The sequence below is a fragment of the Streptomyces sp. NPDC093065 genome, from assembly GCF_044754585.1.
Lineage (GTDB): Bacteria > Actinomycetota > Actinomycetes > Streptomycetales > Streptomycetaceae > Streptomyces.
In genome coordinates, this window is the sequence record NZ_JBIVPJ010000029.1 from 62,988 (window position 1) to 88,542 (window position 25,555).

The following is a 25,555-nucleotide window of genomic DNA, read 5'->3' on the forward strand; positions in this document are numbered from 1 at the left end:
CCGGTGCTCTCAGTCCTCATGGTGTGGTCGGGTCGGACGGGGTGCCGGACCGGCCGCGCACCGCGTTCACCCGGTCATCGGTGTGAGCGGCCCGACCGGTTCACGCCGGCCGGCGCGGCGGGCGGGTCAGCCGTCCGGCTCGGGGGCCGGGGTGGGCGCGTTCCCCGCCGCCTTGCTGTAGTCGTTGTGGGTGCGGTACTCCTCGGTGAACCGGCCAGACGCCCAGCGGTACGTGATCACGTAGTCGCTGGACGGACTCGACACCGGGTCCTCCTTGTCGTACACCTGCTTGGTCACCACCAGGTCGCCGCGGTCGATCTCCGCGTAGACCGGCGGCGCCTCGGCCTGGAACACATTCTGGTATCCGCCGTCCTCCTCGCGGTACACGTAACTGCCCACACCCACCGTGTCGCCGCACGTCAGCACGTTGACGACGACGTCGTCGACCGAGCCGCCCGTCAGCCTGCCGTACGACACGTCGATCGGGTACTCGTCGGCGACGCACGGCTTCAGCTCCCGCTTGACCTCCGCGGAGACCTTGGGATCGGCCTTGACGAGCCGCACCGCGTCCACGCGGTCGGGGACCGTGGAGGGCGACGCCTTCGCCGCGGGCGCGGGGGACGAGGAGGCGGCGCCGCCCACCGCGTCCGCGCGGGCCGGGCCCTCGTCGCGGGCGCCGGTGCCGCCGGTCCCGCAGCCGGTCAGGGACACGCCGAGGGCGACGAACACGGCCACCGCCGTACTCGCCGCCTGCGTGGTTCTCCGGGTCTCCCCGGGTGTCCGACCGTCGGTCAGGCCGCGCAACGCTCCCGCTCCTCACGCTCCAGCGCCCGTGCGTCCAGATCGCGGGCGACCAGCTCCTCGCGGAGCCGGGCGAGCGCCCTGTGCAGCGTGCTCTTGACCGTTCCCGCCGACATGCCGAGGGCGGCGGCGGTCTCCTCCGTCGACATCTGCTCCCAGTGTCGCAGCACCACGACGCTGCGCTGCTTCGGGGCGAGCACCTTCAGGACGTCCATCAGCAGGGCGCGGTCCGCGTGCTGCTCGGTGGCGTCGTCCATGGGCGACTCGGGGAGCTGCTCGGTCGGCACCTCCTCCAGCTTGCGCGCCCGCCACCACTCGGTCCGCGTGTTGATCATGACCCGGCGCAGGTAGGCGTCCGCGAGCCGCTTGTCCTCGATGGTCTCCCAGCGCCCGTACGTCCGCGCCAGCGCGGTCTGCAGCAGGTCCTGGGCGTCGACGGGGTCGGGGACCAGGCGCCGGGCGCTGCGCAGCAGCGCGTCCTGCCGGGTGCGGACGTACTCCTCGAACTCGAGCACCTCGCCCATGTCAACCGCCTTCCGATCCCCGTAATCCGGCGGTGGTCACCGCCGGCCCACTGCCTGTGGTCCGTAGTCCTGCCGTGCCCCCTGGGCACGCAAACGAAGGTAGGGAAGCGTTGTCACGACGCTGTGCGATGCAGCCTTCGGCGAACCCTCGGCTGTCCGTCGGTTGTGTAACGGAAGTAGGAACCGGGTAAAACGGCAGCCCACTTGATGACGACATGGGGTGATATGCCCGACGGGGAGCTGTCACAGGGACACCCTGGCGACTGTCACAGAGGTGCCCGGATCCTTGTGTCCGGCTGTGGGTCAGCTCAGCGGCAGCCGGTACAGCCCGTCCGCCAGCGGCTCCACCAGGCCGTCCGCCACCAGGCCGTCCAGGGCGCGGGCGCGCTGGACCGGCTCCTGCCACACCTGGTCCAGGGCCGCCTGCGGCACCGGCCCGGTCGCCTCCCGCAGCACCGCGAGCAGCCGCCCGCGCACCTGCCGGTCGGTGCCCGCGTACGTCTGGCCGCGCCGCGGCGGACCGTCGTGCGCGGGCTTGCCGGCCAGCCGCCAGGCGCACTGGGCCGCGATCGGGCAGCGGTGGCACGACTCGTTCTTCGCCGTGCAGACCAGGGCGCCCAGCTCCATCGACGCGGCGGCCCACCGCGCGGCGCTCGCCTCCCGGTCGGGCAGCAGCGCCCGGGCCAGCTTCCGCTCGGCGGCGGTGGTGGCGTTCGGCGGGTACTGCACACCGGTGACCGCGCGGGCGAAGACCCGGCGCACGTTGGTGTCCAGTACGGCGTGCCGCTGGCCGTAGGCGAAGGAGGCGACCGCGGCGGCCGTGTACTCGCCGATGCCGGGCAGCGCCAGCAGCTGGGCGTGGTCGGCGGGTACGTCGCCCCCGTGCCGTTCCGTTATGGCCACGGCGGCGCCGTGCAGGCGCAGGGCGCGGCGCGGGTAACCGAGCCGGCCCCAGGCCCGCACGGCCTCACCGGGTGCCTCGGCGGCGAGGTCGGCGGGGCGCGGCCAGCGGGCCAGCCACTGCTCGTACACGGGCTGGACGCGGCTGACCGGGGTCTGCTGGAGCATGAACTCGCTGACCATCACGCCCCAGGCACCGGCCTCCGGGCGCCGCCAGGGCAGATCTCGGGCGTGCTCGTCGAACCAGTCGATGACGGGGGCGTGCAGCGGCACACCGGACGCGGCGGGGTCGGAGGGTCCGCCTGGCGAGGGCTTCGTGGGCGCAGTCATGACCCTCCGATCCTGCCACGGGAGGACCTCCGCACGGGAACACCGCCACCCGGTGGCGGGCGGGGGAGCCGGTCTGCCGGAATGATGATCCGTAAAAGTTGCGAGCCCGAACGGCGGGTGGGACGGGGGAACGCGCCGATCTCTCGTACAGTTTGCGCCGTGGGATCTCTGCGCAATCCGGTCGGGCCGCTTCCCTCCTCCATCTACTGGCGACGGAGGGCCGTACTGCTGTCTCTTTTCGCCCTGTTGGCGCTATTGATCACCTGGATCGTGGTCTCCGGCGGCGGAGGCGGCGGCAAGGGTGGCAAGGACGGGGCCGACGGCAAGAACCCGGCACCGTCGATCACTCCGGGCCCCTCGGATTCCGGCCCGGCGATCAGCCAGGCACCGGGCGGCCGCGACGAGTCGGGGGGCGGGGACTCCAACGGCTCGGGATCCGGGGCGGGTTCCGGTGGCGGCGACGGCTCGGACGGCGGATCGGGGTCCGGCGGCGGCGAGTCGGGCGGCGGCTCCGGTGGCGGTGACGGGTCGGGCGGTGGCGCCGGCGAGGGTTCCGCGGGCGGCGCGGTGACCGGTGTCGGCGCGGGCGACGCGCTGCCGGCCGGGACTGCCCTGCCCAACTGCACGCCCGGAGCGGTGAAGTTGAGCCTGCGCAGCGTCCGCAACAACTACTCGCCCGGACAGACCCCGGCCTTCGAACTGACCGCGCGGAACACCTCGGGCAGCGACTGCAAGGTCGATCTCGGCCCCGAGCACACGGTGTTCACGATCACCCCGGCCGGCGCGGACGACGCGTACTGGGCCTCCGACGACTGTGTCGAGGGCAAGGGCAGCCTGCGGTACCGGGTGGCCGCCGGCAGCGGCATCGGCTACACCGTGAAGTGGGACCGCAGGCCGAGCGCTCCCGAGTGCGGGACGCCTCCGGCGGGTTCGGCCAAGGCGGGCACCTACCTGGTGGAGGCCAAGGCGGCCGGCTTCGAGAAGGTACGGACGTCGTTCGTGCTCAAGAGCGACTGACCGTACGCGCCCGGGGGCTCAGACGTAACGCTCGAGGATCGAGGACTCCGCCAGCCGCGACAGCCCCTCGCGCACGCTGCGGGCCCGCGCCTCGCCGACGCCGTCCACCGTCTGCAGGTCGTCGACGCTGGCGGCGAGCAGCTTCTGCAGACCGCCGAAGTGCTCCACCAGCCGGTCGATGATCGCGCCGGGCAGCCGCGGCACCTTGGCCAGCAGCCGGAAGCCGCGCGGCGACACCGCCGAGTCCAGCGTCTCGGGCGAGCCGGTGTAGCCCAGCGCCCGCGCCACCATCGGCAACTCCAGCAGCTCGGCGTGGCTGAGCTTGTCCAGCTCGACGAGCGCCTCCGCGACCGTACGGGACCGCTTCGCGGTCGGCTCGGGCACGTAGTCCCGCACGACCAGCTCGCGCTCGGGCTCCACACCGGCGATCAGCTCGTCCAACTGCAGGGCCAGCAGCCGCCCGTCCGTCCCCAGCTCCACCACGTACTCGGCGATCTCGGTGGCGATCGTGCGCACCATCTCCAGGCGCTGGGAGACCGCCGAGACGTCCCGGACCGTCACCAGATCCTCGATCTCCAGCGCCGAGAGGGTGCCCGCCACCTCGTCGAGCCGCAGCTTGTACCGCTCCAGGGTGGCCAGAGCCTGGTTGGCCCGGGACAGGATGGCGGCGGAGTCCTCAAGGACCCGTCGCTGCCCGTCCACGTACAGCGCGATCAGCCGCATGGACTGCGACACCGAGACGACGGGGAACCCGACCTGCTTGCTGACCCGGTCCGCCGTACGGTGCCGGGTGCCGGTCTCCTCCGTGGGGATGGTCGGGTCCGGGAGGAGCTGCACCCCCGCCCGCAGGATCTTCGACAGGTCCGAGGACAGCACGATGCCGCCGTCGAGCTTGCACAGCTCGCGCAGCCGGGTCGCGGTGAACTCGACGTCCAGCACGAAACCGCCCGTACACATCTGCTCGACGGTCTTGTCGGAACCCAGCACGATCAGACCGCCGGTGTTTCCGCGCAGGACCCGCTCCAGGCCGTCGCGCAGGGACGTACCGGGCGCAACGGCGCTCAGTGAGGCGCGCATCAGGCCATCGGCACCGGCACTCCCACCGGACTTTCCGGGAGCTGCTGCCCGGTCGTTGGCTGCCACTGCACTCCTCCGGTCGCAGGTTCTTCTGGCACTCCCGTGTCGCACATTCGGTCGTACGGACGGGCGAGACCAGGGCAAAGTCTACCGGCGGTCCCCCTCATCCCGTGGGGCCTCTCGGCGACGCGAGCGCGGAAGCACCCGCAGGGCGTCCCCCATGTCCGCGACTTCCAGGACCTTCATGCCGTCAGGGACCCTGCCCGGATCGGCCGGTACCAGGGCGTGCGTGAAGCCCAGCCGGTGCGCTTCGGAGAGCCTGCGCTGCACGCCCGTGACCCGTCTCACCTCTCCGGCGAGGCCGACCTCGCCGATCGCGACGAGGTTCTTGGGCAGCGGGGTGTCGCTGGCCGCGCTCGCCAGCGCCAGCGCGACGGCGAGGTCGGCGGCCGGCTCCGAGAGCTTCACCCCGCCGACCGTCGCGCTGTAGATGTCCCTCTTGCCCAGGGCGCTGATGCGCCCGCGCTGCTCGAGGACGGCCAGCATCATCGACACCCGCGAGGTCTCCAGACCGGAGGTCGTGCGCCGGGGGGAGGGGATCTGCGAGTCGACGGTCAGCGCCTGCACCTCGGCGACCAGCGGCCGGCGCCCCTCCAGGGTGACGGTCAGACAGGTGCCGGGCACCGGCTCGGCCCGCCGGGTGAGGAACAGCCCGCTGGGGTCGGCGAGCCCGGTGATGCCCTCGTCGTGCAGCTCGAAGCAGCCGACCTCGTCCGTCGTCCCGTACCGGTTCTTGACGCCCCGCACCAGCCGCAGCCGCGCGTGCCGGTCGCCCTCGAAGTGCAGCACCACGTCCACCAGGTGCTCCAGCAGCCGGGGCCCGGCGATGGCCCCGTCCTTGGTGACGTGGCCCACGAGGAGCGTGGACATGCCGCGCTCCTTGGAGGCCCGGATCAGCGCGCCCGCGACCTCCCGCACCTGCGCCATGCCGCCCGGGGCGCCGTCGATCTCGGGGGAGGCCACCGTCTGCACGGAGTCCAGGATCAGCAGCGACGGCTTCACGGCGTCCAGATGCCCGAGCACCGCCGCGAGGTCGGTCTCGGCGGCGAGATACAGATGGTCGTCGATGGCGTGGATCCGGTCGGCCCGCAGCCGCACCTGGCTCGCCGACTCCTCACCGGTGACGTACAGCGTCCGGTGCTCGTCGCTCGCGGACTTGGCCGCCACGTCGAGCAGCAGCGTGGACTTGCCGACGCCCGGCTCGCCCGCGACGAGCACCACGGCGCCGGGCACCAGGCCGCCGCCGAGCACCCGGTCCAGCTCGGGCACGCCGGTGGAGCGGGCGGTCGCCTGCCGGCCGTCGACCTGCCCGATCGGCACGGCGGAGGTGGTCACGCGCCCCGGCGTGGTCGTGCGCACGGCGGGCGCGCCGTACTCCTCGACCGTGCCCCAGGCCTGGCATTCGGGGCAGCGGCCGAGCCACTTGGCCGTCTGCCAGCCGCACTCGGTGCAGCGGTAGGACGGCCGTTCCTTGGCGGACTTCGTACGGGCAGCCATGCACGAACCGTAACCGCCGCCACTGACAGCGGACCCCGCGGTCCGTGTTCCCCCGCTCGCTCCGCGCGGGCGGCCGTGGCCGGGCAAGGGCGCCCGCGGCGGCCACGAACGGGCGACCACGACCCCGCCCCGGCCACGGAAGAACAGCTTCCTGTCCCCTTATGAGGGATCGTTTCACCCGTACGGATTAAAAGTGTCCAACGCGCCAGTTCGCGCCACCCATGGCCCCCTACGGTCGCCGAGTGATGAGGAGCAGTCCGGAAACCACGACCCGCACGACCGGCGCACACCGGGCGCACCGGGAAGCGCGTGACCGCGCCGCGGCGAGGGCGCTGGCACAGCCGCCGGCGCAGCGCCCGCCCGCGCGGTACGCCGCGTACGACGCGTATCTGGACGGCCTGTTCACGTACTGCCTGTCCGTGCTCTGCGACCACGACGCCGCGACCGCCGCCCTGGGCGACGTCCTCGCGCTCGCCGAGCGCCGCGGCCACCGCGGCCCCGCGTCCGCGGCGGACCGGAGGGCCTGGCTGTACGCGCTGGCCCGCTGGGCGTGCCTGCGCAAGCTGGCCGAGGCCAAGCAGAAACGTCCGAGCAGCCACGCGGCGGGCCGCCCCACCACGGACCCCGGACCCGACACCGCTCCCACGGCGCCCACGACCCCCGCCCAGGAGGAGGCCCACCGGCGCCACCGCAGCGAACTCACCCTCCTCGCCTGGCCCGAGGCCGCCGGCACCACCCCCGAGCAGCGCGAGGCCCTCGAACTCGCCGTGCGCCACCACCTCGCCCCGCACGAGGTCGCCGCCGTCCTGGGCATGGAGCCGGCCGCAGCCCGGGAGCTGCTCGCCTCCGCGGCCTGCGAGGTGGAACGCACCCGCGCCGCCCTCGCCGTGGTCGAGACCGGCACCTGCGCGGGCGTCGCCCGCCTGACCGGCGACAACCGCTACGTCCTCAGCAGCGCCCTGCGCCGCGAGCTGGTCCGGCACGTGGACGACTGCCCGCGCTGCCGCCGTACCGCCGAGCGCGCGATCCCCGGCCGCTGGCCCGGCACCAGCGTCACCCCCGCCGAGCTGCCCGTACTGGAGGCCCCCCGCACGGCCCTGCGCGGAGCCCCGGCCCACGCCTCCCGCGCGCGGGGCAACGCCCCCCGCTTCGACCGGCGCGGCTTCCCGATGGATCCCAAGGACCGCGCGGCCCGGCGGGACCGCCTGCGCGCGCGTGCCGTCACCACCACCGTCGTCGCCACCGTCGTGGCGGCCCCGGTCCTCGCCCTGTGGGCGGCCTACCGGGGCACCCCCGTCGTCGAGGGCGAGGACGGCCGCTCTGCCAGCGCCAGCGAGGCGCAGGACCCGGACGCCCTGAGCGGCGAGTCGCCGGGCGGCGGCTACGAGAACGCGGGCAACGCCAGCACCAGCGCGGGCACCGGCTTCGGCGGGAACGGGGAGGCCGACGTCTCCGTGGAGGTCGTCGGAGTCTCCGGTGCCGGCGAGAAGGGCACCGGCCACCTGGGGGTGACGGCCGGCCACGACGGCGACACCACGCTGGTCACCCTGACCGCGACCGGCGACGCCCCGGTCCGCTGGTCCGCGTCCGTCGGCGCCGCCTGGCTCTATCTGAGCCAGTCCTCGGGCACCCTGCGCCCGGGCGGGTCCGTGACGGTCCGGGTGTACGTCGACCACCTGCGCGAGCCGTCCGGCCACTGGAGCGCACGGGTCGCCGTCTCGCCCGCCGGGGCCGTCGTGACCATCCGGGGCTACGGCCCCGCGCCCACCCCGTCCCGTCCGGGCCCGCGCCCCAGCACGCCCGACGACACCGCGTCCCCGTCCCATCCGGGCCAGAGCCCGGACCCGGACCCGTCCACCTCGCAGCCCACCGACCCGGACCCGACGCCCACCGACGACCCGCCGCCGACGTCGGCCGGCCCGGACCCGACGACCGGCGAGCCGTCCCCGACCGGCGGCCCGGACGGCTCGTCACCACCGCCGGGCGACGGCGACACCGGCACCCCCGGCCCGTCCGGCTCCTGAGGCCGGTCGGTCCTGCGGGTCAGGCCGCGGACGCGGGGTCCGGGACGGCATCCGCGGCGCCGTCGGCCGCCGCCTGCCCGCGCTCGGCTTCGCTCGCGCAGGAGGGGTCCTCGTCGCGAGGGCGCCCTCCTCCGCCGCGCAGCCGCGCACCCCGGGCCCCGCTCACCGGCGCCGACGAGGCGCCGTTTGCGTCCTGCGGCCCGATGCGCCGGACAGACCCCGGGGCGGGTCCGGAGCCGGTCTCAGCGGGCGGGGTCCGCCGGGTGCGGCGCCAGCAACGGCAGCTGCGAGGCCAGCCGCTCCTCGCACAGCTCGGCCAGCCGGTCGTACCCCGCCTTGCCCATCAGCTCGATCAGCTCCGGCCGGTAGGAGACGTACACGGGCTCGCCCGCGCCGTGCGCCGAGGTCGCCGACGTGCACCACCAGTGCAGGTCGTGACCGCCCGGACCCCAGCCGCGCCGGTCGTACTCGCCGATCGACACCTGCAGGACGCGCGTGTCGTCGGGCCGGTCGATCCACTCGTAGGTCCGCCGGACCGGCAGCTGCCAGCACACGTCGGGCTTGGTCTCCAGCGGTTCCCGGCCCTCCTTCAGCGCCAGGATGTGCAGCGAGCAGCCCGCGCCCCCGGAGAATCCCGGCCGGTTCTGGAAGATGCAGGAGCCCTGGAAGGGCCGGGTCTGCCGGGAGCCCTCGTCGTCCTCGGAGGTCCAGCCGTTCCGCGTGCCCTCGGCGTGGTGCTGCCAGATGTCCGGAGTGAGCCTCGCCACATGTCCGGCGACCCGCTTCTCGTCGTCCTCGTCGGAGAAGTGCGCGCCCAGCGAGCAGCACCCGTCGTCCGCGCGGCCCGCCTGGATGCCCTGGCAGCCGCTGCCGAAGATGCAGTTCCAGCGGGAGGTCAGCCATGTCAGATCGCACCGGAAGACCTGCTCGTCGTCCGCCGGATCCGGGAACTCCACCCACGCGCGCGCGAAGTCGAGCCCCTGCTCGTCACCCACGTTGCGCTTTTTGTCCTTCTTGGCCGACTTTTCGTCCTTCGCCTTTTTCGTCTTTGGCACGGCTCCAGGGTAAGTCGCCGGAGCGGCGGGACGGGACCAAGGACGACACCACGGACGGGACCACCGCGAGCGCCGCCGGCAGTAGCGTTCCGTACATGAGACTCGGTGTCCTCGACGTGGGTTCGAACACGGTGCATCTGCTGGTGGTGGACGCGCACCCCGGCGCCCGCCCGCTGCCCGCCCACTCGCACAAGGTGGAGCTGCGCCTCGCCCAGCTCCTCGACGAGGACGGGGCGATCGGCCCCGACGGCGTCGACCGGCTGGTCGCGGTGGTCCGGGAGGCGCTCCAGGCCGCCGAGGACAAGGGCGTGGAGGACCTGCTGCCGTTCGCCACCTCCGCCGTGCGCGAGGCGAGCAACGCCGACGACGTCCTCGCGCGCGTGCGCGCCGACACCGGCGTCGAGCTGACCGTCCTCTGCGGCGCCGAGGAGGCCCGGCTCACCTTCCTCGCCGCCCGCCGCTGGTTCGGCTGGTCCGCGGGCAGGCTGCTGGTCCTCGACATCGGCGGCGGCTCCCTGGAGATCGCCTACGGCCTCGACGAGGAACCGGACGCCGCCGTGTCGCTGCCGCTCGGCGCGGGCCGGCTGACCGCGGGCCGGCTGCCGGACGACCCGCCCCACCCCGACGACGTCAGGGCGCTGCGCCGCCACGTCCGTACGGAGATCGCCCGGACGGTCGGTGAGTTCAGCCGCCTCGGCGCCCCCGACCACGTGGTCGCCACCTCGAAGACCTTCCGGCAGCTGGCCCGCATCGCCGGGGCCGCCCGCTCCGCCGAGGGCCTCTACGTCCAGCGCGAGCTGAAACGCGCCTCCCTGGAGGCCTGGGTGCCCCGCCTGGCCGCCATGACCGGCGCCGAACGCGCCGAACTGCCCGGCGTCTCCGAGGGCCGCGCGAACCAGCTCCTGGCCGGCGCCCTGGTGGCCGAGGCCGCGATGGACCTCTTCCACGTGGAGAGCCTGGAAATCTGCCCGTGGGCGTTGAGGGAGGGCGTGATCCTGCGCCGCCTGGACCACATGGGTCAGGGATGAACGCGCCCCCGAAGGGGCGCGGGGAACTGCGCGACAAGCCACGACGCACCCGCACCCGCCACCTATGGCAATGACCACAACGGCGATTGGGCACCCCGCGCCCCCCGGAGGACACCCCGTACCCTGACCCCCGTGGCAAAACCCAGGGACGCAGTCCGCCCCCCGGACGCGAAGGTCGCCCTGTCGACGGCATCCGTCTACCCGGAGTCGACGGCGACGGCCTTCGAGATCGCCGCGCGCCTCGGTTACGACGGCGTCGAGGTGATGGTCTGGACGGACCCGGTCAGCCAGGACATCGACGCGCTGCGCAGGCTCAGCGACTACCACCGCATGCCGATACTCGCCGTGCACGCACCGTGTCTGCTCATCACCCAGCGCGTCTGGTCCACCGACCCCTGGGTCAAGCTCCAGCGCGCCCGCGCCGCCGCCGAGCGGCTCGGCGCGTCCACCGTCGTCGTCCACCCCCCGTTCCGCTGGCAGCGCCAGTACGCGCGGGACTTCGTCGACGGCGTCTGGCGGATGGCGAACGAGACGGACGTCCGCTTCGCCGTGGAGAACATGTACCCCTGGCGCTACCGCGACCGCGAGATGCAGGCGTACGCCCCCGACTGGGACGTGACGAAGGACGACTACCGGCACTTCACGATCGACCTCAGCCACGCCGCGACCTCCCGCACCGACGCCCTCGGCATGATCGACCGCATGAGCGACCGCCTCGGCCACGTCCACCTGGCCGACGGCAAGGGCTCCGCCAAGGACGAGCACCTCGTCCCCGGCCGCGGCAACCAGCCCTGCGCCGAGGTGCTGGAGCACCTCACGCGCACCGGCTTCGACGGCCACGTCGTCATCGAGGTCAACACCAGGCGCGCGATGTCCGGCGCCGAACGTGAGGCCGATCTCGCCGAGGCGCTGGCCTTCACCCGGAAGCACCTCGCGCAGTCGGCGTCCCCGGTCGCGGGGGGCCCGGCGGCGTGGACGGAGCTCCGGTGAGCGAGGCCGGCGGGGCCACCCGCCGCCGCGGCCGCCCGCCCCGTACGGAGGCCGGGGACACCCGCGACCGCATCCTCACCACGGCCCGCGAGGAGTTCTCCGAGCGCGGCTACGAGAAGACCTCGGTGCGCGGCATCGCCAAGGCGGCGGGTGTGGACCCGGCGCTGGTGCACCACTACTTCGGCACCAAGGAGCGGGTCTTCGAGGCGGCCATCGAGGTCGCCTTCGCGCCCGCCCTGAAGGCCCCCGACGCGATCGGCGACGGCCCCCTCGACGGGATCGGGGAGCAGCTCACCCGGTTCATCATGGGCGTGTGGGAGAACCCCACGACCCGCAAGCCGGTGCTGGCCATCGTCCGTTCCGCGGTCAACAACGACACCGCCGCCGCGGTCTTCCGCCGCCTGATCGCCGCCCAGGTGATGCGGCGGGTGGCGGCCCGGCTGGAGCGCCCGGACGCGGAGCTGCGCGTCGAGCTGGCCGCGGCGCAGCTGGTGGGATGCGCGATGCTCCGCTACGTGATCAAGGTGGAGCCGCTGGCCTCGGCCGACCCGGAGCAGATCGTCGCCCGCCTGGCACCGGTCGTGCAGGGGCACCTCACCGGACCCTGAGGGTCCCGACGACGGCGTACGGCGAGACGCGCGTCCCGCATTCCGGACACCCCGTCCCGACCCCTGGATGACCGGCGTACGCTCGACGGCAGTCATAACTCTCCGAAGGAGCGAGCGACGATGCCCGAACTGAGGTCCCGCACAGTCACCCACGGCCGCAACATGGCGGGCGCCCGCGCCCTTATGCGTGCCTCCGGTGTACCCGGCGCGGACATCGGGCGGAAGCCGATCGTCGCCGTCGCCAACAGCTTCACGGAGTTCGTGCCGGGCCACACCCACCTGGCCCCCGTCGGCCGGATCGTCAGCGAGGCCGTCGTCGCGGCCGGCGGCATCCCGCGCGAGTTCAACACGATCGCCGTGGACGACGGCATCGCGATGGGCCACGGCGGCATGCTCTACTCCCTCCCGTCCCGCGACCTGATCGCGGACAGCGTGGAGTACATGGTCGAGGCCCACTGCGCCGACGCCCTGATCTGCATCTCCAACTGCGACAAGATCACCCCGGGCATGCTCAACGCGGCCCTGCGCCTGAACATCCCGACGGTCTTCGTCTCCGGCGGCCCGATGGAGTCCGGCCGCGCCACCCTGGTCGACGGCACGGTCCGCACGCTGGACCTGGTCGACGCGATGTCGGAGGCGGTCAACGACAAGATCTCCGACGCGGACATCCTCCGCATCGAGGAGAACGCCTGTCCCACCTGCGGCTCGTGTTCCGGCATGTTCACCGCCAACTCGATGAACTGCCTGACCGAGGCCATCGGCCTCTCCCTGCCCGGCAACGGCTCGGTCCTGGCCACCCACACCGCCCGCAGGGCGCTCTACGAGAACGCGGCCCGCACGGTCCTGGACCTCACCCGCCGCTACTACGAGCAGGACGACGACTCGGTCCTGCCGCGGAGCATCGCCACCCCCGCCGCCTTCGGCAACGCCATGGCGCTGGACATCGCGATGGGCGGCTCCACCAACACGATCCTGCACCTGCTGGCGGCCGCCCAGGAGGCCGAGGTCTCCTACGGCCTCACCGAGATGGACGCCCTCTCGCGCAGCGTCCCCTGCCTGGCCAAGGTCGCGCCCAACGTCGCCAAGGACCGCACGTACTACATGGAGGACGTGCACCGCGCCGGCGGCATCCCCGCCCTGCTCGGCGAACTGCACCGCGGCGGCCTGCTCAACGAGGACGTCCACTCCGTGCACAGCCCGTCCCTGGCCGACTGGCTGAAGACCTGGGACGTGCGCGGCGGCTCCCCGGCGCAGGAGGCCGTCGAGCTGTGGCACGCGGCCCCCGGCTGCGTCCGCTCCGCCGAGGCCTTCTCCCAGTCCGAGCGCTGGGACTCCCTGGACGAGGACGCCGAGGGCGGCTGCATCCGCTCCGTCGAGCACGCCTACTCCGTCGACGGCGGCCTGGCGGTGCTGCGCGGCAACCTCGCCGTCGACGGCTGCGTGGTGAAGACGGCCGGCGTCGACGAGTCCATCTGGACCTTCGAGGGTCCGGCGGTCGTCTGCGAGTCGCAGGAGGAGGCCGTCGAGAAGATCCTCACCCAGCAGGTCGAGGAGGGCGACGTCGTCGTCATCCGCTACGAGGGCCCCAAGGGCGGCCCCGGCATGCAGGAGATGCTCTACCCGACCTCCTACCTGAAGGGCCGCGGCCTCGGCAAGGCCTGCGCCCTGGTCACCGACGGCCGCTTCTCCGGCGGCACCTCGGGCCTGTCCATCGGCCACGCCTCGCCGGAGGCGGCGGCCGGCGGCACCATCGCCCTGGTCGAGGACGGCGACCGCATCCGCATCGACATCCCGAACCGCTCCATCGAGCTGCTCGTGGACGACGCCGAGCTGACCCGCCGCGAGCAGGCGCTGAACGGCGTGTACGCCCCGAAGAACCGCGACCGCAAGGTGTCCGCGGCCCTGAAGGCGTACGCCGCGATGGCCACCAGCGCCGACAAGGGCGCCGTCCGCGACGTCAGCAAGCTGGGCTGACGCCCGCCACGCGGGACCCCCGGGCCTACCAGGTCCCCGGGTCCCGCCCCGCCACCCCGAACACGGTCCCGTCCGGCGCCCCGGCGTACACGTGCCCGCCCGCGAGCAGCGGCGCCGGCAGCGACGCGGGCACCTTGTCGGACTCGGCGCCGAGCCGGGGCCGGGTCTGCCCGAGCAGCCTGCCCTCGCGGGCGTCGGCGCCGAGGAGCCGCCCGTCGGGCGCGGTGACGTACACGTGCCGCCCGTCGGAGACCGGCGCCGAACCCCGGCTCACCCCCGTCTCCAGCCGCCACGCCTGCTTCCCGGCCGCCATGTCGACGGCGACGAGCGAACCGCCGGCCCCCATGAGGTACACGGTGTCCCCGTGCACCCCGGCCTGCGCCTGCTCGACCGGGACCGGCAGCGCCACCCGCCGGGTCGCACCGGTGGCGGGCGTGTAGCGCACCACGGCCCTGACGTCGCCGTAGGCCGCCCCCTCGGCGACGAGGAACACGGACCCGTCCGCCGCCCCCAAGGGCGTGAGCGTCCCCGCCAACTCCGCGTCCCAGCGCACGTCTCCGCTCGCCGGGTCCACCGCGGTCACCCGGGTCCGCTTCCCGTCGCCGCTCTGGCTCGTCGCGTACGCCGCCGGGCGCCGCTCCCCGGGGAACGAGGTGAAGTACGGCACGGACTGCCCGGGGATCCGGTGCGTCCACTTCGTCTTCCCCGAGGCGCTGTCCACGCCGGTGACCGTGCCGTCGGCGCGGGTGAGCAGCAGCATGTCGCCGACGGTGCGCAGTCCGTCGTAGGCGGGCATGTCCTCCTGCCACTCCGGCTCACCCGTCGCGGGGTCGAGCGCCTCCAGCGGGCCCAGCAGGCCGACCTCGGGCTGCACGAGCCCGCCCGACACGACCGGTGGTTCGCTCCGTACGGCCTCCTCGACGGGGTGCCGCCACAGCGTGCTCCCGTCGGCCGGATCGAGGGCGAAGACCAGCCCCGGCCGCGCGCACAGCAGCCGCCGCTCCGCGTACGAGCACTGCGGCATCCCGCCGTCCTTCGCCGCGGGCACCGCCTCCCACGTCCCGAACCCGCCCGGCGCGCTCTGCGCGGTGGGCGTGCCCGCGGGCTCGGCACCGCCGAAGGCCTGCACGGCCACGAGGCTCCCGGCCACGGCGAGGCACACCGCCCCCGCGACGAGCACCGACCGCTTCCCCAGCCGCCGTACGACCCGCCGGGACCGCCGTGCGGACGGCTCGGCGGGAGGCTGCGGCGCGGGTCCGCCGGCCCCGTGCGGGGTCCGGTCCGGTTCGGTCCGCGGAGCCGGTATGAACACCTGTGTGTCGTAGGCGGCCGCCACCGACCGCAGCTCCCGCATCATCTCGTCCGGCGTCGGCCGGTCCTCGGGCTCCTTGGCGAGACAGCGCAGCACCAGCGGTGCGAGCGAGTCCGGTACGCCGGTCAGTTCGGGCTCGTCGTGCACGACCTGGTAGGCGACGACGTACGGGCTGTCGGAGTCGAAGGGCCCGCGCCCGGTCGCCGCGTGCACCATCAGCGACCCGAGGGTGAAGACGTCGGCCGCCGGCCCCACCTCCCGGGGCCGCCGGAACTGCTCGGGCGCCATGTACGGCGGCGTGCCGATCAGCTTCCCGGTCTCGGTCCGCAGTTCGCTGTCCTTTGGCCGGGAAATACCGAAGTCGATGACCTTCGGCCCGTCCTCGGCGAGCAGGACGTTGCTCGGCTTGAGGTCCCGGTGCACCACGCCGACCCGGTGGATGTCGCGCAGCGCCTCGGCGAGCCCGGCCATCAGCCGCCGCAACTGTGGCTCGTCCATCGGCCCGTTCCGCTTCACGTGCTCGGAGAGCGTCGGGCCGGGGATGAACAGCGTGGCCATCCAGGGCCGCCCGGCCTCCGGATCGGCGTCCACGACCGGCGCCGTGAAGGCCCCGCTCACCCGCCGGGCCGCGGCCACCTCCTGCCGGAAACGCCCCCTGAACTCGGGATCCCTGGCATACGTGGCGTGCACGACCTTGACCGCGACGCGCATCCCGGAGGTGCTGCGGGCCAGATGTACGACGCCCATGCCGCCCGAGCCCAGACGGGACTCCAGACGGTAGTGACCGGCGTACTCCGGAAGTTCCGCTTCCGCGTCCGCTCCGGCATCCCGCTGCGGCGCCATGGAACCACCCCCGTGCTGTTCGTTCGCGCGAGCGATGCTCGGAGCCTAGTCGATGGGGCGTACGGGACAGAGGCGGCCTGCCGACGTCCGTGTGCGACTTGCGAACTGGTGTTTCATGGCTTGTTCTCGGGGTATCAACGGTCCCCCACGACAGTCGTGGGGCGCAACGGGGGGAGTTCCACATGTCGGTCGACCAGGTCCGGAACATCGGCGACAGGGAAGAGGAAGCGGTCGGGACGCACGAGGGAGCCGTCGCGGCGACCGCGGCCCTGCTCTCCTACCCGGTCGCGCCGGGCTACCGCCTGAACGTCCGCAGCGGTCCGGGCACCAACTACCGCCTGGTGCGCGTCCTGTCCGAGGGCTCCAGGGTCGCCATCAGCTGCCAGCGCGCGGGGGAGCGGGTCTCGGGCCCCTACGGCACCTCGAACATCTGGGACAACATCGGCAGCGGCCAGTACGTCTCCGACGCGTACGTCCGCACCGGCAGCGACGGCTACGTGGCTCCGCGCTGCTGAGCGTGGCGCCCCGCTGACCTTGTAACAGCGCTGTCTCAGCGACGTACTAGGAGGTCGCCGGGGGGAACGGCGTGCCGGGCCGAGTGGCTCTTCATGGTCGGAAACGCCGCCCGCACCCAAGGATGGGGGCGGACCGGCACGCCAACCGACTCTGAGGTGGACAACGATGCGCGTTCGCAAGCTGACCCTCGCCGCCATGGCCCTCGCCGCCGGTCTCTCGCTCACGGCCTGCCAGAACGACGACGGCACGGACCAGAGCGCGACCCCGCCCTCCGCCTCCGCTCCGTCCTCCTCGGACGGCGGTTCCGGACCGGCCGGCTCGGACCAGGAGGGCGGCGGGACGGACTCCGAGGGGAAGACCCCCAACGGGACGGGCGGGACCGACGCGAACGGCGGGACGGGCGGGACCGGCGGCGCCGAGGACGGCAAGGCCGCCAAGTGCCGCACCGACGAGCTGGAGATCACGGCGATCGACGCCACGGTCGGCGGCGACGACAGGGGCACCGTCGCGGTGGACCTGAAGAACGGCGGCGGCCGGGACTGCACGCTCGCGGGCTACGCGGGCGTCGACCTGAAGACGAACGCGGGATCGCTGTCCGCCAAGCGCACGGGCGAGCAGGCCCCGACGGTCGTCCTCGCGGACGGTGACACGGTGACCTTCGGCATCACCTACCCGATCAACGACACGGGCGGCTCCGGCGTCCGCATCACGGGCCTGGTCGTGACCCCGCCGAACGAGACCAAGTCGGTCACCCTCGACTGGCCGGGCGCCGCCAGCCTGCCCGTCACCGACGGCTCGGGCACCCCGGTGCAGGTCGGCCCGATGGGCAGCGCCGGCCAGGGCGGCTGACCGCACCGCACGCTCCGAGAGGCGCGCGCCATAATCGACCCGTGAGCGCAGAGAACGGCAAGAACGGCACCCCGGACACCCCTGCGGGCCCCCGCCCCGAACCCCTCAGGTTCTACGGCACGACCTGGGTGAACCACGACAACGGCTACACCGCCCGCCGGGTGGGCCTCGCCGTCGGCTCACTCGTCGTGGCGGCCGCCGCCTGCTTCGTGCTCCGCGTCGCCTACCAGGGCCTCCAGATCGCCGACATCGGCAGCTTCGTCTCGCTGCTGATGATCGTGATGTTCGCGGTCTGCAGCGCCCTGGCCTTCCGCCACTCCTGGTCCGCCTTCACCAGCCGCCCCGACCCCGACCGCCAGGCCTCCATGCGCGGCCTGCTCGCCATCGGCTTCGTCGGCTCCCTCCTCGCCTACTTCTTCCGCACCTTCACCGAGGCCCCGGGCGAGGCACTGCACCGCGCGGAGTACGAGAAGGCCCGCGAGAACTACGAGAAGCGCACCACCCGCCGCACGGGCAACCCGTCGAAGAAGCGCCGCCGGAAGTAGCCGGGGCGAAGCGTCAACGGGAGCGGGGCCCGCGGGCGGTGATCCGGCAGGGTAGGCCGCCCACCGGCGATCGGAACCGGGGCGCTGGAGCCGGGTGGCGGCAAGCGGAGGCCCGGCGGCGAGGTGTCCGAGGCCGGGGACGCGGGGCCGGGGCCCCGAAGTGGGGTCGGTAGGCCGAAGGCCGGGGACCGGTAGCGGTGGCTGCAGAGCCGTGCTGGGACCCGCGAGACGCGAGGCGGCGCACGCCGGACCCGGACCCCGGAGCCCGGAGCCCGGAGCCCGGAGCCCGGAGCCCGGAGCCCGGAGCCGGAGCGGCAGGCCGGAGCCGGAGCCGGGGCCGAAGCGGCAGGCCGGAGCCGGAGCCGGGGCCGAAGCGGCAGGCCGGAGCCGGAGCCGGGGCCGAAGCGGCAGGCCGGAGCCGGAGCGGCAGGCCGGGGCCTGGCCCGGGGCCGGAGCGGTAGGCCGGAGCCGGAGCCGGAGCCGGAGCCGGAGCCGGAGCCGGAGCCGGAGCCGAAGCCGAAGCCGGAGCCGAAGCCGGTGCGGCAGGCCGGGGCCGGAGTCGCGGGGCGTGAGGCGGGGCCCGGGTCGAGCGAGTGATCGCCCCTTCCCCGACGCTCCCCGAAACGCCCTGCTCCACCCCGCCCCGCCCGGCCACCATGGCCGTATGACGACACCGCTGACTCCGGACGGCCCGGCCACGCCCGCCGCGGGCCCCGCGCAGGCCCGCCACAGTGCCCGCGCCCATTCCTTCAACGCCGCCGCGGCCCAGTACGCCGCCAACCGGCCCTCCTACCCGCCCGCCCTCTTCGACGTGCTGGAGGAGCTGACCGGCCGTCCCCTCAAGGGCGCCCGCGTCGTGGACGTCGGCGCCGGTACGGGCCTCGCCACCGCCCGCCTGCGCGAACGCGGTGCCGACGTGATCGCCGTGGAACCCGGCGCCGGCATGGCCGCCGAGTTCCGCCGCACCCTCCCCGGCGTGCCCGTGGTGCGCGGCAACGGCAACGCCCTCCCCCTAGCAGGCCACAGCGCGGACCTCCTCACCTACGCCCAGGCCTGGCACTGGACCGACCCCGCCCTGGCGGTCCCGGAGGCGCGGCGTGTGCTGCGTCCGGGCGGCGCGCTGGCGCTGTGGTGGAACACCGACGCCCACGACGTGCCGTGGATCGCGGACTCGGCACGACGCGTCGACCGGCACTTCGCGGGCCTGAACCTCGCCGCCGAGAAGCGGAACTTCAACGCCCGCTTCGCCGACCCGAGCGGCAGCCTGGACTTCGTCCACCGCGAGGTCCGCTGGAGCCGGCGCGTCCCCCTCGACATCCACCTGGCCAACCTCGGAAGCCACTCGGTCTTCCTGACCGACACCGAGGAACGCGTCGCGGCCTTCTTCGCCGAGGAGCGCCGTCACCTGCTGTCGGTCTTCCCGGACGGACTCGTCGAGGAGACGTACGACGTCCACCTCCTCCTCGCCACGACCTCGACGGCCTGACGGCGACGCCTTGACGCCGTGGGTGCCCGGGAGGAGTATTCATCACATGATGAATTACTCGCCGGAACACTCCTCCCGGCCACCCGACGGGCGCGGCGACGCCCAGACCCCACCCGCCGTCCACGCCGAATACCTCACCGTCGTACGCGGCACCCGCACCGTCCTGCGCGGCCTCGGCTTCACCGTCCCGCGCGGCCGGATCACGGGTCTCCTCGGCCCCTCCGGCTGCGGCAAGTCGACCCTGATGCGGGCGGTCGTCGGCACTCAGGCCAAGGTCGCCGGCACCCTGGACGTCCTCGGCCGCCCGGCCGGCCACCCGGCCCTGCGTACCCGCATCGGCTACGTCACCCAGGCCCCGTCCGTCTTCGACGACCTGACCGTCCGCCAGAACCTGGACTACTTCGCCGAGATCCTCCACCCCGGCCGGGCCGCCGCCGCCCACCGCCGCGAGGACGTCACCCGCGTCATCACCGACGTCGACCTCACCACCCACGCCGGCTCCCTGGCCGGCAACCTCTCCGGCGGCCAGCGCAGCCGCGTCTCCCTCGCCGTGGCCCTCCTGGGCGCCCCCGAACTCCTCGTCCTCGACGAGCCGACGGTCGGCCTCGACCCCGTACTCCGCCGCGACCTGTGGACCCTGTTCCACTCCCTGGCCACCGACCGCGGCGCCACCCTCCTGGTCTCCTCCCACGTCATGGACGAGGCCGAGCGCTGCCACCGGCTGCTCCTGATGCGCGAGGGGGAGGTCCTCGCCGACGACACGCCCGACGCCCTGCGCACCCGCACCGGCTCCGAGACGGTCGAGGAGGCCTTCCTCCACCTGGTCGACGAGGCGAGGGCGCAGACGGCGGCCCGCACGAAGGAGTCCACCCGATGACCACCCCCACGGCCCCCGCACCCACCCGCGCGACGCCGACCCCGGCTCCCACCCGCCCCCTGAGCCTCACGCGCACCACGGCCACCGCGACCCGCGTCCTGCGCCAGCTGAGCCACGACCCCCGCACCATCGCGCTCCTGATGCTGATCCCCTGCGTGATGCTCTTCCTGCTGCGCTACGTCTTCGACGGCAGCCCGCGCACCTTCGACAACATCGGCGCCTCGCTCCTCGGCATCTTCCCGCTGATCACGATGTTCCTGGTGACGTCCATCGCGACGCTGCGCGAGCGCACCTCCGGCACCCTCGAACGCCTCCTCGCCATGCCCCTGGGCAAAGGCGACCTCATCGCGGGATACGCCCTCGCCTTCGGCGCCCTCGCCATCGTCCAGTCGGCCCTCGCCACCGGCCTCGCCGTCTGGTTCCTGGGCCTGGACGTCACCGGCAGCCCCTGGCTGCTCCTTCTCGTCGCGCTGCTCGACGCCCTGCTGGGCACGGCACTCGGCCTCTTCGTCTCGGCCTTCGCGGCCTCGGAATTCCAGGCGGTGCAGTTCATGCCGGCGGTGATCTTCCCCCAGCTCCTCCTCTGCGGCCTCTTCACCCCGCGCGACAACATGCACCCGGCTCTGGAGGCCGTCTCCGACGTCCTGCCCATGTCCTACGCGGTGGACGGCATGAACGAGGTCCTGCGCCACACCGACATGACCGCCACCTTCGTCCGCGACGCCCTGATCGTCGCCGGCTGCGCCCTCCTGGTCCTGGCCCTGGGCGCGGCCACGTTGAAACGCCGAACGGCATAACAGCCGGTCCGGCGCCTGAGGACGAGGCCGTCCAGGCCGAAAGGCGGGGGCCTGGGGGGCGGCAGCCCCCAGGGACGGGACGGGAAGGGGCGGCGGGGGCGAAAAATACCTGGCGGCACCCACCACCACCGTCCCGCAGACTGGACGCGACACCCCACCCACCCCTCCGAATGCGAGGATGCCGACAACGCACAACGCACCCAAGAACAGCCAGGGCACCGGAGGGCACCGAACCCATGACCCAGAAAGTCGCAGTCCTCGGCACCGGCAAGATCGGCGAAGCCCTCCTCAGCGGCATGATCGGAGCCGGCTGGGCCCCCGCCGACCTCCTGGTCACCGCCCGCCGCCGGGAACGCGCCGACGAACTCCGCGCCCGCCACGGCGTCACCCCGGTCACCAACGCCGAGGCAGCCAAGTCCGCCGACACCCTGATCCTCACGGTCAAGCCGCAGGACATGGGCACCCTCCTCGACGAGCTGGCCCCCCACGTCCCCGCCGACCGCCTCGTCATCAGCGGCGCGGCGGGCATCCCCACCGCCTTCTTCGAGGAACGCCTCGCCCCCGGCACCCCGGTCGTCCGCGTCATGACGAACACCCCGGCCCTCGTCGACGAGGCCATGTCCGTCATCTCGGCCGGCACCCACGCCACCGCCGCCCACCTGACCCACACCGAGGAGATCTTCGGCGCCGTCGGCAAGACCCTGCGCGTCCCCGAGTCCCAGCAGGACGCCTGCACCGCCCTCTCCGGCTCCGGACCGGCGTACTTCTTCTACCTGGTCGAGGCCATGACCGACGCCGGCATCCTCCTCGGCCTGCCCCGCGACAAGGCCCACGACCTGATCGTCCAGTCCGCGATCGGCGCCGCGAAGATGCTCCGCGACAGCGGCGAGCACCCGGTCAGGCTCCGCGAGAACGTCACGTCCCCCGCCGGCACCACCATCAACGCCATCCGCGAACTGGAGAACCACGGCGTCCGCGCCGCCCTCATCGCGGCCTTGGAGGCCGCCCGCGACCGCAGCCGCGAACTGGCCTCCGGCACCAAGGACTGACCCCCGGGAGACGACCGGCACGAGCCCCCGCGGGGGCTCACCGCGCGGCGGTCAGGACGTCCTCCGTCAGCACCACCCGGGCGAAGCCGCCCCCGTGCAGCGAAACCGCCGACGCCCGCGCCAGCTCGTCCGCGCTCTGCCGCCAGCCGAAGGGCCCCTCCAGGCCGAAGGTGTACGTCGCGTCGAAAGCGTAGACGACCTCGTACCCGAGGTTCCCGCCCATCCGCGCCGTCGTCTCGACGCACATGTTCGTCTGGATCCCGGCCAGCACGATCTGCGAGATCCCCGCCGCCCGCAGCCACGCCCCCAGATCCGGTTCGCCGAGGAACGCCGAGTTCACGGTCTTCGTGACCAGCAGCTCGGCCCCGCCGCCCTTCCCCCGCCGCTTCTCCACGTACTCCTTGAAGCCGTTCCCCTCGTACCCGACCCGCAACGGCGACCCGGGCTTGACCGAGTCGTGCCGGGTGAACACGACCGGCCGCCCGGTCGACTGCCAAACGTCGATGAGGGCGGCGATGTTGTCGTCCGCCTCCGGGTGGTTGCGCGTACCCCAGAAGTCGAGCTCCTCGAAGCCCTGCTGCACGTCCACGACCACCAGTGCTGCGTTCTCGGCGATGTCCATGCCCCGATCGTGCCGCCCGGCGACTCGGCACCCCAGAGGTCCGAAAGTCTGCGATCGATGATTTACTGCCACCCATGGCAGGAGCAGCAGGGAGAGCAGAAGCAGCGACGAAAGCAGAAGCACCGGCATCGGCACCGGCCCCCCACCGCGTCGCCCTCGTGGCCTTCCCCGGCATCCGCGCCTTCGACGTCGCCGTCATCACCGAGGTCTGGGGCACCGACCGTACCGACCGCGGCGCCCCCGCCTTCGACCTGCGCCGAGTCGCCGCCGACGACACCACCACCGTTCCGATGCGCGGCGGCCTCGCCCTCCACCCCGACCGCCCCCTCGACTGGCTCGCGGAAGCCGACCTCGTCGTCGTCCCCGGCCTCGACGACCACCTCACCCCGGCACCCGCGCCGGTCCTCGCCGCCCTCCGCCGCGCCCACGCCCGCGGTACCACCGTCGCCGCGCTGTGCGGAGGCGCCTTCACCCTCGCCCAGGCCGGGCTGCTCGACGGCCGCCGCGCCATCACCCACTGGCGGCTGCTCGACCTCCTGCGCACCCACCACCCCAGGGTCACCGTCGTGCCCGACGCCCTCTTCATCGAGGACGACAACATCTGGACCGCCGCCGGCACGGCAGCCGGTATCGACCTCTGCCTCCACCTGATCCGGCTGAGCCACGGCGCCGAGGCCGCCGCCACCATCGCCCGCTCGATGGTCACCGCACCCTTCCGCACCGGGACCCAGGCCCAGTTCATCGAGCACCCCACCCGGCACGCGGACCGGGACGCCGACGCCCTCGCCGGCGTCCGCGAACACGCCCTGCGCCACCTCGACGAGCCCCTCACGGTCGCCGACCTGGCCGCCCGCGCCGGCATGTCCCCGCGCTCCTTCGCCCGGCACTTCACGGCGGCCACCGGCACCACGCCGCTGCGCTGGCTGCTGGACCAGCGCATCGCCGCGGCCCAGAAGCTCCTCGAACGCACCGACCTGCCCATGCCCGAGGTCGCCCGCCGGGCCGGCTTCGGCAGCGAGGTCATGATGCGCCAGCACTTCGCAGCACGCCTCGCCACCAGCCCCCGCGCCTACCGCGCCGCGTTCACCGGAGGCAGCAGCCCGATCGCCCGGTAGGCGGCGTCCACGGTCGGCCGCGCCATCGCCCGGGCCTTCTCGGCCCCGTCCCGAAGGGCACGCTCCACATACCCGGGATCGGCGCACAGCTCCTTGTGCCGCTCCCGCACGGGCCGCAGCACCTCGACGACCGCCTCCGCGGTGTCCTTCTTCAACGCGCCGTACGAGTCGTACCCACCCGCCAGCTCCGCCGGATCCCCACCGGTACAGGCGGCGAGAATCTCCAGCAGATTGGCGAGCCCCGCCCGCTCCTCCGGGTCGTAGACGACGTCACGTCCACTGTCGGTGACGGCCCGCATGACCTTCTTCCGCACCACGTCCGGCTCGTCGAGCAGATAGACGATCCCCGGCCCGACGTCGTCGCTCTTGCCCATCTTCGACGCGGGCTCCTGCAGGTTCATGACCCGCGCCGCCACCGCCGGACCGGTGGCCCGCGGCACCACGAACGTGTGCCCGTACCGATGGTTGAACCGCACCGCGAGATCCCGCGCCAGCTCCACGTGCTGCGTCTGGTCGTCCCCGACCGGCACCTCGTCCGTCCCGTACGCCAGGATGTCCGCCGCCATCAGCACGGGATACGTCAGCAGCGACAGCCGCACGCTGCCGCCCCGCCCCTGCTCCCGCGCGGCCTTCTCCCTGTACTGGATCATCCGCCGCATCTCCCCGTCGGTCGCGACGCACTCCAGTACGTACGACAGCCGGGCGTGCTCGTCCACGTGACTCTGCACGAACACCGTGCACACCTCGGGATCCAGCCCCGTCGCCAGCAACAGCGACGCCGCCTGCCGGCTCAGTCTGCGCACCCGCGCCGGGTCGTGGTCCACGGTCAGCGCGTGCAGGTCGACCACGCAGAACAACGCGTCCGACCGGTGCTGGTCCACCGCGGCCCACCGCCGCATCGCTCCCAGGTAGTTCCCCAGGGTCAGGTGCCCGGTCGGCTTGACCCCACTGAAGACCCGCGTCATCTCTCCACCTCCTGGTCAGGGCCGCCGCCACCCGCCGGCCGCCCCTCCTGGAGGGAGATACGAGAACGGCCGCCGAAGCGGCGGCCGTCGAGTGCATACGTGTGTACGGCCGCCGTCAGGCGGCCCACCAGAGCTGGCTACACGTACGCGTCGTCACGAGCCCCACAGTACGCCCGCCCGACCCCCACCACCCGGGATTTGACACGACTGCCCGGCACTCCTAGTGTTCTCCGAGTTGTCCGACGTGAGCGCCGACCCCGGTCGGTCCCCGGACAGCGATTCCGCGAGTACCAACCACTCTTCGATGAACAGTCGCACTGTCGGCGTCGTCGTCCTGTCGGTGCGTGTATTTACGGAATGAGGAATCCACGTTCGAAAGAACGCGGCCCCCGATTAGCTCGGGAGCCGGGAGTCCGCTAGAGTCTCACCTCGTTGAAACGGCCCAACAGCCGGGACGGCAACCCCCTCTGACGGGAAATCAGAGCCCGAAAGGATCTGATAGAGTCGGAACCGCCGGAAAGGGAAACGCGAAAGCGTGAACCTGGAAAGCACCGAGGAAATCGGATCGGGAAGATCTGATAGAGTCGGAAACGCAAGATAGCAAGACCGAAGGGAAGCGCCCGGAGGAAAGCCCGAGAGGGTGAGTACAAAGGAAGCGTCCGTTCCTTGAGAACTCAACAGCGTGCCAAAAGTC

23 protein-coding genes are annotated in these 25,555 nt (G+C 73.2%); 14 read left to right on the forward strand and 9 right to left on the reverse strand.

What is annotated here, in order from left to right; translation table 11 throughout:
- Positions 1-126: 126 nt before the first annotated feature.
- The 3 genes from ACIQFU_RS34550 to ACIQFU_RS34560 form a co-directional block, all read right to left on the reverse strand.
- Positions 127-804, reverse strand: coding sequence for a hypothetical protein (locus tag ACIQFU_RS34550; protein ID WP_402556954.1), 678 nt, complete (start codon positions 802-804; stop codon positions 127-129).
- The gene (locus ACIQFU_RS34555) at positions 792-1,325 is read right to left on the reverse strand and encodes a SigE family RNA polymerase sigma factor (RefSeq protein WP_003975479.1); all 534 of its coding nucleotides are present in this window, start codon (positions 1,323-1,325) and stop codon (positions 792-794) included. The genes ACIQFU_RS34550 and ACIQFU_RS34555 overlap by 13 nt, the downstream gene beginning before the upstream one ends.
- A 303-nt stretch (positions 1,326-1,628) precedes the next feature.
- Positions 1,629-2,555 carry an A/G-specific adenine glycosylase gene (locus ACIQFU_RS34560; RefSeq protein WP_402556956.1) on the reverse strand — a complete coding sequence of 309 codons (927 nt, stop codon included), beginning with the start codon at positions 2,553-2,555 and terminating at the stop codon, positions 1,629-1,631.
- A gap of 159 nt (positions 2,556-2,714) precedes the next feature.
- On the opposite strand from ACIQFU_RS34560, the gene ACIQFU_RS34565 reads away from it, so the two are divergent.
- A complete protein-coding gene (locus ACIQFU_RS34565) occupies positions 2,715-3,572 on the forward strand; it encodes a hypothetical protein (RefSeq protein ID WP_402556957.1) in 858 nt (285 codons plus the stop codon).
- Positions 3,573-3,590: 18 nt separating this feature from the next.
- Here the strand turns inward: ACIQFU_RS34565 and disA are convergent, their stop codons facing one another.
- On the reverse strand, positions 3,591-4,715 hold the full coding sequence (gene disA, locus ACIQFU_RS34570) for a DNA integrity scanning diadenylate cyclase DisA (RefSeq protein ID WP_007452217.1): 1,125 nt from the start codon (positions 4,713-4,715) through the stop codon (positions 3,591-3,593).
- Positions 4,716-4,796: 81 nt separating this feature from the next.
- Positions 4,797-6,206 (reverse strand): DNA repair protein RadA, encoded by a 1,410-nt coding sequence (radA, locus tag ACIQFU_RS34575; protein WP_054100914.1) that lies wholly within the window; start codon positions 6,204-6,206, stop codon positions 4,797-4,799.
- 245 nt (positions 6,207-6,451) lie between these two features.
- Between radA and ACIQFU_RS34580 the strand changes: the two genes are divergently transcribed.
- On the forward strand, positions 6,452-8,230 hold the full coding sequence (locus ACIQFU_RS34580; protein WP_402556959.1) for a hypothetical protein: 1,779 nt from the start codon (positions 6,452-6,454) through the stop codon (positions 8,228-8,230).
- A gap of 242 nt (positions 8,231-8,472) precedes the next feature.
- Here ACIQFU_RS34580 and ACIQFU_RS34585 read toward each other — a convergent pair whose 3' ends face one another.
- Positions 8,473-9,285, reverse strand: coding sequence for a hypothetical protein (locus ACIQFU_RS34585; protein ID WP_402556961.1), 813 nt, complete (start codon positions 9,283-9,285; stop codon positions 8,473-8,475).
- Between the two features lie 95 nt (positions 9,286-9,380).
- On the opposite strand from ACIQFU_RS34585, the gene ACIQFU_RS34590 reads away from it, so the two are divergent.
- From ACIQFU_RS34590 to ilvD, 4 genes are all read left to right on the forward strand, one after another.
- On the forward strand, positions 9,381-10,313 hold the full coding sequence (locus tag ACIQFU_RS34590; RefSeq protein WP_402556963.1) for a Ppx/GppA family phosphatase: 933 nt from the start codon (positions 9,381-9,383) through the stop codon (positions 10,311-10,313).
- A 132-nt stretch (positions 10,314-10,445) separates the two neighbouring features.
- Complete coding sequence (locus tag ACIQFU_RS34595; protein ID WP_402556965.1) at positions 10,446-11,303, forward strand: sugar phosphate isomerase/epimerase family protein; 858 nt, start codon at positions 10,446-10,448, stop codon at positions 11,301-11,303.
- Positions 11,300-11,911, forward strand: a complete 612-nt coding sequence (locus ACIQFU_RS34600; RefSeq protein WP_402556966.1) for a TetR family transcriptional regulator — start codon at positions 11,300-11,302, stop codon at positions 11,909-11,911. The genes ACIQFU_RS34595 and ACIQFU_RS34600 overlap by 4 nt, the downstream gene beginning before the upstream one ends.
- 120 nt (positions 11,912-12,031) lie before the next feature.
- Positions 12,032-13,885, forward strand: a complete 1,854-nt coding sequence (gene ilvD / locus ACIQFU_RS34605) for a dihydroxy-acid dehydratase (RefSeq protein ID WP_402556967.1) — start codon at positions 12,032-12,034, stop codon at positions 13,883-13,885.
- A gap of 25 nt (positions 13,886-13,910) precedes the next feature.
- Here ilvD and ACIQFU_RS34610 read toward each other — a convergent pair whose 3' ends face one another.
- Entirely contained in the window at positions 13,911-16,040 is a 2,130-nt protein-coding gene (locus tag ACIQFU_RS34610) for a PQQ-binding-like beta-propeller repeat protein (RefSeq protein WP_402556969.1), read from the reverse strand.
- Positions 16,041-16,222: 182 nt separating this feature from the next.
- Here ACIQFU_RS34610 and ACIQFU_RS34615 point away from each other — a divergent pair, with 182 nt between their 5' ends.
- The 7 genes from ACIQFU_RS34615 to proC all read left to right on the forward strand — a co-directional run bounded on the left by ACIQFU_RS34615 (position 16,223) and on the right by proC (position 22,159).
- Complete coding sequence (locus tag ACIQFU_RS34615; protein ID WP_402556971.1) at positions 16,223-16,555, forward strand: SH3 domain-containing protein; 333 nt, start codon at positions 16,223-16,225, stop codon at positions 16,553-16,555.
- Positions 16,556-16,721: 166 nt separating this feature from the next.
- Positions 16,722-17,405 carry a DUF4232 domain-containing protein gene (locus tag ACIQFU_RS34620; RefSeq protein WP_402556972.1) on the forward strand — a complete coding sequence of 228 codons (684 nt, stop codon included), beginning with the start codon at positions 16,722-16,724 and terminating at the stop codon, positions 17,403-17,405.
- A 41-nt stretch (positions 17,406-17,446) separates the two neighbouring features.
- On the forward strand, positions 17,447-17,950 hold the full coding sequence (locus ACIQFU_RS34625) for an EamA/RhaT family transporter (RefSeq protein WP_402556974.1): 504 nt from the start codon (positions 17,447-17,449) through the stop codon (positions 17,948-17,950).
- A gap of 664 nt (positions 17,951-18,614) precedes the next feature.
- Entirely contained in the window at positions 18,615-19,436 is an 822-nt protein-coding gene (locus tag ACIQFU_RS34630) for a class I SAM-dependent methyltransferase (protein ID WP_402556975.1), read from the forward strand.
- Positions 19,437-19,482: 46 nt separating this feature from the next.
- Positions 19,483-20,313, forward strand: a complete 831-nt coding sequence (locus ACIQFU_RS34635; RefSeq protein WP_402556977.1) for an ABC transporter ATP-binding protein — start codon at positions 19,483-19,485, stop codon at positions 20,311-20,313.
- Positions 20,310-21,110, forward strand: a complete 801-nt coding sequence (locus ACIQFU_RS34640) for an ABC transporter permease (protein ID WP_402556978.1) — start codon at positions 20,310-20,312, stop codon at positions 21,108-21,110. The genes ACIQFU_RS34635 and ACIQFU_RS34640 overlap by 4 nt, the downstream gene beginning before the upstream one ends.
- A 236-nt stretch (positions 21,111-21,346) precedes the next feature.
- Positions 21,347-22,159 (forward strand): pyrroline-5-carboxylate reductase, encoded by an 813-nt coding sequence (gene proC, locus ACIQFU_RS34645; RefSeq protein ID WP_402556980.1) that lies wholly within the window; start codon positions 21,347-21,349, stop codon positions 22,157-22,159.
- A 37-nt stretch (positions 22,160-22,196) separates the two neighbouring features.
- Here proC and ACIQFU_RS34650 read toward each other — a convergent pair whose 3' ends face one another.
- Positions 22,197-22,781: a cysteine hydrolase family protein gene (locus tag ACIQFU_RS34650; RefSeq protein ID WP_402556981.1), complete on the reverse strand. Its 585-nt coding sequence runs from the start codon at positions 22,779-22,781 to the stop codon at positions 22,197-22,199.
- Between the two features lie 74 nt (positions 22,782-22,855).
- On the opposite strand from ACIQFU_RS34650, the gene ACIQFU_RS34655 reads away from it, so the two are divergent.
- Positions 22,856-23,896: a GlxA family transcriptional regulator gene (locus tag ACIQFU_RS34655; RefSeq protein ID WP_402556983.1), complete on the forward strand. Its 1,041-nt coding sequence runs from the start codon at positions 22,856-22,858 to the stop codon at positions 23,894-23,896.
- Here the strand turns inward: ACIQFU_RS34655 and trpS are convergent.
- On the reverse strand, positions 23,851-24,861 hold the full coding sequence (gene trpS, locus ACIQFU_RS34660) for a tryptophan--tRNA ligase (protein WP_402556985.1): 1,011 nt from the start codon (positions 24,859-24,861) through the stop codon (positions 23,851-23,853). The genes ACIQFU_RS34655 and trpS overlap by 46 nt on opposite strands.
- Positions 24,862-25,555: the final 694 nt, after the last annotated feature.

What these genes read in the sequence shown, in the direction of transcription:
- proC (WP_402556980.1), top strand. Translation starts at nt 21,347, where the DNA reads ATGACCCAGAAAGTCGCAGTCCTCGGCACCGGCAAGATCGGCGAAGCC.
- ACIQFU_RS34620 (WP_402556972.1), top strand. Translation starts at nt 16,722, where the DNA reads ATGCGCGTTCGCAAGCTGACCCTCGCCGCCATGGCCCTCGCCGCCGGT.
- ACIQFU_RS34635 (WP_402556977.1), top strand. Translation starts at nt 19,483, where the DNA reads ATGATGAATTACTCGCCGGAACACTCCTCCCGGCCACCCGACGGGCGC.
- ACIQFU_RS34630 (WP_402556975.1), top strand. Translation starts at nt 18,615, where the DNA reads ATGACGACACCGCTGACTCCGGACGGCCCGGCCACGCCCGCCGCGGGC.
- ACIQFU_RS34655 (WP_402556983.1), top strand. Translation starts at nt 22,856, where the DNA reads ATGGCAGGAGCAGCAGGGAGAGCAGAAGCAGCGACGAAAGCAGAAGCA.
- trpS (WP_402556985.1), bottom strand. Translation starts at nt 24,861, where the DNA reads ATGACGCGGGTCTTCAGTGGGGTCAAGCCGACCGGGCACCTGACCCTG.
- radA (WP_054100914.1), bottom strand. Translation starts at nt 6,206, where the DNA reads ATGGCTGCCCGTACGAAGTCCGCCAAGGAACGGCCGTCCTACCGCTGC.
- ACIQFU_RS34580 (WP_402556959.1), top strand. Translation starts at nt 6,452, where the DNA reads ATGAGGAGCAGTCCGGAAACCACGACCCGCACGACCGGCGCACACCGG.
- ACIQFU_RS34560 (WP_402556956.1), bottom strand. Translation starts at nt 2,555, where the DNA reads ATGACTGCGCCCACGAAGCCCTCGCCAGGCGGACCCTCCGACCCCGCC.
- ilvD (WP_402556967.1), top strand. Translation starts at nt 12,032, where the DNA reads ATGCCCGAACTGAGGTCCCGCACAGTCACCCACGGCCGCAACATGGCG.
- ACIQFU_RS34650 (WP_402556981.1), bottom strand. Translation starts at nt 22,781, where the DNA reads ATGGACATCGCCGAGAACGCAGCACTGGTGGTCGTGGACGTGCAGCAG.
- ACIQFU_RS34555 (WP_003975479.1), bottom strand. Translation starts at nt 1,325, where the DNA reads ATGGGCGAGGTGCTCGAGTTCGAGGAGTACGTCCGCACCCGGCAGGAC.
- ACIQFU_RS34640 (WP_402556978.1), top strand. Translation starts at nt 20,310, where the DNA reads ATGACCACCCCCACGGCCCCCGCACCCACCCGCGCGACGCCGACCCCG.
- ACIQFU_RS34615 (WP_402556971.1), top strand. Translation starts at nt 16,223, where the DNA reads ATGTCGGTCGACCAGGTCCGGAACATCGGCGACAGGGAAGAGGAAGCG.
- ACIQFU_RS34610 (WP_402556969.1), bottom strand. Translation starts at nt 16,040, where the DNA reads ATGGCGCCGCAGCGGGATGCCGGAGCGGACGCGGAAGCGGAACTTCCG.
- ACIQFU_RS34590 (WP_402556963.1), top strand. Translation starts at nt 9,381, where the DNA reads ATGAGACTCGGTGTCCTCGACGTGGGTTCGAACACGGTGCATCTGCTG.